Source organism: Phenylobacterium sp., assembly GCF_044371015.1.
Taxonomy (GTDB): domain Bacteria; phylum Pseudomonadota; class Alphaproteobacteria; order Caulobacterales; family Caulobacteraceae; genus Phenylobacterium.
In genome coordinates, this window is sequence record NZ_JBILUK010000255.1 from 1 (window position 1) to 4,383 (window position 4,383).

Below are 4,383 nucleotides of genomic sequence, written 5' to 3' on the forward strand. Positions count from 1 at the left end.
GCTGGGGCTGCCGCCGGTCTGGTACAAGTCCGCTCCGTATAGAAGCCGCGCGGTGATCGATCCGCGCGGCGTATTGGTTGAGTTCGGTACGGTGCTGCCGGACGAAACCGAGATCCGCGTCTGGGATTCCACGGCAGAGGTCCGCTACCTCGTAATCCCCGAGCGTCCGGCCGACACCGAGGGCCTCGACGCCGAGGCCCTAGCCGCCCTGGTCACCCGCGATGGAATGATCGGGACAGCTAGGTTGTGAACGGCGCGCACGACATGGGGGGCATGCATGGCCTGGGGCCGGTCGCGCCCGAGCCCGAGCCGCCGGTGTTCCATCACGATTGGGAGGCGCGCGTGCACGCCCTCACCATCGCCTCGCCGACCCGGGGCAATATAGACCGAGGCCGACATCAGCGGGAGTTGATCCCGGGTCCGGAGTATCTGCGCCTTACCTACTACGAGAAGTGGTTGACCGGCCTCGAAGCTCTGCTGCTGGCCGACGGCCTAGTCACGCCCGAGGAACTCGCCTCCGGTCGCGCCGATCCGGCTCAACCCAAGTTCACACCGCGCCTCAAGTCCGAGGACGTGACGCTCGCGCTGACCCATGCCAGCTCGTTCCGCCGCACGGCCGCGCCACCCGCGTTCGCGATCGGCGACCGGGTGCGCACCCGCAACCTGAACCCTGGCGGCCACACCCGCCTGCCGCGCTATGCTCGCGGCCGCGAGGGCGTGGTGGTCCTGAGCCACGGCGCCCACGTCCTCCCCGACAGCAACGCTCATGGCCGGGGCGAGGCGCCCTGCCCACTTCACACCGTGCGGTTTACAGCGCGCGAACTCTGGGGCCCTGGGGCCAACGGGCATGACACGGTCAGCCTCGACCTCTGGGAAGTCTATCTTGAGCCAGCCTGACCTCGCCGCCCTGCCCCGCCTGCCGCGCGACGCAGATGGCCCGGTTTTCGCTGAGCCTTGGCAGGCCCAGGCCTTTGCGTTGGCGCTCGAACTCCACGCTCAAGGCGCCTTCACGTGGGCGGATTGGGCGCAAGCGTTGGCGCGCGAGTTGGCGTCCGATCCCTCGGACGACGGCGGGCGGTACTATGATCATTGGGTTGCGGCGCTGGAGGCGCTCGCGTCCGCACGGGGCCTCGCCGCCCCGGCTGAACTCGGCGCGCGCAAAGCCGCCTGGGACCAAGCCTACCGGACGACCCCGCACGGCAAGCCTGTGGCGCTTAGCTAGCGATCAGGGCCGCGAGGGCCCGCCGGTGTCTTTCGACCTCGCCCGGCACGGCCCCGGAGCGGCCGGTTATCATCACCAGCGCCTTCCAAAGCGCCCAGCCCCGCGCCCGCGCCCAGGTGGAGTCATCAAGCTCTATGGCGTCCCGGAACGCCGTCCGCGCCGCGCCATTCAGAAAAACCCAGGCGATCACAAGGTCGCAAGCCGGATCGCCGACCGCCAGCTGACCGAAGTCGATTACGGCCGACAGTCGACCGTCGCGAAGCAGCAGGTTTCCGGCCGCCACGTCCCCGTGCACCCAGACGCCGGGCCGCTCCCAGGCGCTCGCCAGTGCTTCGGACCAGATCCGCTCACAAGCCGCACGGTCGATCGCTGCCTCCAGATCATCCAAGGCCACCCTGACCTCGGCGTCATAGAGGTGCAGCGACCCGCCGCGATGGAAGCTGTGCCGCCCGGCGGCTGGTCCGTTGGCGGCGTCCAACCCGCGCAATGCTTTGAGAAACCCCGCCAGGTCTCGCGCGAACGCCTCGGCATCCGCCGGCGGCGCGTTCGCAGCGCTCCCGCCCTCCAGCCATCGGTATACCGACCAGGGGAAGGGATAGCCCTCACCCGGGGCGCCCATCCCAACCGGCGCCGGAATCGGCAGCGGCAATCCCGAGGCCAGTCGCGGCAACCAAGCCTGCTCCTTCTCTACCTGCGCCACGTAGTGAGGCGCACTTGGCAGACGCACTGAGAAAACCGCGCCCAACCGAAATGTACGATTGTCCCACCCCTGGGTTGAAACCGAGAGCACCGGCAGGTCAGCCCATTGCGGGAACTGCGACGCTACCAACCGCCGCACCAAGTCCTCATCGATCTCCGGAGGGCTCACTTCCAGTATCGATAGCGCCAGGCCTCCTGGAAACCGGCGCGGCGATAGAGCGCCTGGGCTCTGTTTCCTTCGGCCACCTGCAGGACCACCCGGCTCACCTGTCGCGCCAAGGCCGCGGCGCCGAACAGCGCAATAAGGCGGCTGGCCAGCCCGGCGCCCCGTCGGTCCAACGACGTTCGCATGCCGTGGATGCCGGCCCAACCGTGTCCGAAACTGACAACCCCCACGGCCGTTGTACGCCCCCCCTCGCGTACCGCCCCGTAGAGCGCATCCGGCGCCTGGCTGAGCCGGGCCACGCGGAAGGCGCCGTCATCGGCGTCGAACCCCTCGCCCGCGAACACCTCGGCCCAGGCCTTGTCGGGCTTATCGAGAAGATCGGCGAAGGGCGGTGCAATGGCCGCGACATCATGGGCGTCGGCCACCATCACCAGCGTCGGCTGTTCGCTCTGGTAGCCCTTCCGAGCCAGTTCCGCGGTCGTGCGCCGCAAGCCCGGCGCCTCGGCTACGCGCCAGCCAGCTTTCAAGCTGCGCGCCTGATAAGCCGCTTCGATCTCCGGGATCGCCTCGGGCCCGACCGCATGGTGGAGTGGCACGGCGCTCTTGGCCCGCGCGATCGTTCCGGTGTCCAGAGGGACCAGCCAGTCACCAATCTCCACCAACTCCACGGGCGCGAAGGCCTCGACCGTCGCCCGTTCCAGCGATGCGATGTCAGGGGGGGAGAGGCGCAAGGTCAGCCCTTGTCCCGAAGCAGCCGAGCCTTGTCACGCTGCCAGTCACGCTCCGCGGTAGCTTCGCGCTTGTCGTGGACCTTCTTCCCCTTGGCCAGGGCGATCTCCAACTTGGCCATTCCCTTGTCTGACCAATAGAGCTTGGTCGGCACCAGAGTGCGCCCTTCCCGCTGCACCGCGCCGATCAACCGGTCGATCTCGCGCCGCTTCAGAAGCAGTTTCCTATGCCGGCGGGGCTCGTGATTGAAGTGCGGGCCGGCCTGGGCGTAGGGCGGGATGTCGGCGTTCACGAGCACGATCTCATCCCCCTCCACCGCCGCATAGCTCTCTGCGATGTTGGCTTTGCCGTTCCGCAGACTCTTAACTTCCGAACCGGTCAGGGCGATCCCGCACTCGACACTCTGCTCCAAGAAGTAATCAAACCGCGCGCGCCGGTTCTCCGCGATCAGCTTGCCGGCCATGATCTCATCCGATCCCCGCTGCCGCCATGCCCGCCAACACCTCGGCGCGCGCCGCCTCTGAACACGGCGTCAGCGGCAGACGCACCTCGTCCGTGCACAGACCCAGACGCGAAAGGGCGAACTTGGTCGGCGCCGGCGAAGCGTCGGCGAAAAGCGCCTTGTGCAGGCGGATCAGCCTATCTTGCCCCGCCAATGCCTCTACCCAACGGCCCGCCATGCAGTCGCTGTAGAACCTCGAGGTGAGTTCCGGTGCGACGTTGCAGGTCACCGAGATGCAGCCGTGACCGCCATGCGCCATATAGCCTAGTCCACCGTCGTCGTTGCCCGACAGCATCACCCAGTCCGACCCGCACTCCAGCCGTTGAAGACTGGCGCGTGGCAGGTCCCCTGTGGCGTCCTTGATCCCGATAATGTTGGGCAGCTTCGAGAGCCGTTCCAGCGTCGCGTTGGAGATATCCACACTGGTCCGCGCCGGCACGTTGTAGACCAGAATAGGCAGCTGAACGGCGTCATTAATGGCGCGGTAGTGAGCATAGAGCCCCTCCTGGCTGGGGCGATTGTAGTAGGGCGTGACCACCAGGGCTGCATCCGCGCCAACGGTCTTGGCATGCCGGGCGAGTTCAATCGCCTCCGCCGTCGAGTTCGAGCCGGCGCCGGCGACGACAGGCAAGCGGCCTCGCGCCGTCTGAACACAGAGTTCGACCACGCGGCGGTGTTCATCATGAGACAGTGTAGAGGTCTCGCCCGTTGTGCCGACCGGCACCAAGCCATGCACGCCGCCGGCGATCTGGCGCTCAACCAGTTCGACAAAGGCTTTCTCATCCACCGCGCCGTCGCGGAACGGAGTAACGAGGGCGGGCAGAACGCCGCAAATGAAGGGATCGGACATGTCGGTGAGCAATTGGCCGTAAAATGGTCGCCGACTGAGGCGACGTTTAGAATTGGCCGGACATTATGGCGGCGCGGGGTTGGCCCGCAACGCCGATTCCGTGCAGGAGTTCGCTTCTGGAGGGCTGAGTGGCGCCTGGCGTTCGCAAGTTCATGCTGATCGGCGGTGCGGCGCTCGTCGCAACAACCATGGCGCGCGCCCAGCCGACGGACCCC

The 4,383-nt window shown here is 67.4% G+C and carries 7 protein-coding genes; 3 read left to right on the forward strand and 4 right to left on the reverse strand.

Going from position 1 to position 4,383, the window contains the following annotated elements:
- The 3 genes from ACIQ3R_RS15710 to ACIQ3R_RS15720 all read left to right on the forward strand — a co-directional run.
- The coding region (locus tag ACIQ3R_RS15710; protein WP_397419796.1) for a nitrile hydratase subunit alpha at positions 1-250 on the forward strand (250 nt) is incomplete at its 5' end.
- The gene (gene nthB, locus ACIQ3R_RS15715; protein ID WP_397419797.1) at positions 247-897 is read left to right on the forward strand and encodes a nitrile hydratase subunit beta; all 651 of its coding nucleotides are present in this window, start codon (positions 247-249) and stop codon (positions 895-897) included. The genes ACIQ3R_RS15710 and nthB, both read left to right, overlap by 4 nt.
- The gene (locus ACIQ3R_RS15720; protein WP_397419798.1) at positions 884-1,222 is read left to right on the forward strand and encodes a nitrile hydratase accessory protein; all 339 of its coding nucleotides are present in this window, start codon (positions 884-886) and stop codon (positions 1,220-1,222) included. The genes nthB and ACIQ3R_RS15720 overlap by 14 nt, the downstream gene beginning before the upstream one ends.
- Here ACIQ3R_RS15720 and ACIQ3R_RS15725 read toward each other — a convergent pair.
- Genes ACIQ3R_RS15725 through dapA form a run of 4 tightly spaced genes read right to left on the reverse strand, consistent with a single transcriptional unit; the run spans position 1,215 to position 4,168 of the window.
- A complete protein-coding gene (locus tag ACIQ3R_RS15725) occupies positions 1,215-2,060 on the reverse strand; it encodes an aminoglycoside phosphotransferase family protein (RefSeq protein WP_397419799.1) in 846 nt (281 codons plus the stop codon). The genes ACIQ3R_RS15720 and ACIQ3R_RS15725 overlap by 8 nt on opposite strands.
- Positions 2,061-2,086: 26 nt before the next feature.
- Positions 2,087-2,818, reverse strand: coding sequence for a GNAT family N-acetyltransferase (locus tag ACIQ3R_RS15730; RefSeq protein ID WP_397419800.1), 732 nt, complete (start codon positions 2,816-2,818; stop codon positions 2,087-2,089).
- Positions 2,819-2,820: 2 nt separating this feature from the next.
- Positions 2,821-3,279, reverse strand: coding sequence for an SsrA-binding protein SmpB (smpB, locus tag ACIQ3R_RS15735; protein WP_397419801.1), 459 nt, complete (start codon positions 3,277-3,279; stop codon positions 2,821-2,823).
- Between the two features lie 4 nt (positions 3,280-3,283).
- Positions 3,284-4,168: a 4-hydroxy-tetrahydrodipicolinate synthase gene (gene dapA / locus ACIQ3R_RS15740; protein ID WP_397419802.1), complete on the reverse strand. Its 885-nt coding sequence runs from the start codon at positions 4,166-4,168 to the stop codon at positions 3,284-3,286.
- Between the last annotated feature and the right edge of the window lie 215 nt (positions 4,169-4,383).

Bases quoted from the DNA above. Each gene is read 5' to 3' on its own strand.
- smpB (WP_397419801.1), bottom strand. From the start codon at position 3,279: ATGGCCGGCAAGCTGATCGCGGAGAACCGGCGCGCGCGGTTTGATTAC.
- dapA (WP_397419802.1), bottom strand. From the start codon at position 4,168: ATGTCCGATCCCTTCATTTGCGGCGTTCTGCCCGCCCTCGTTACTCCG.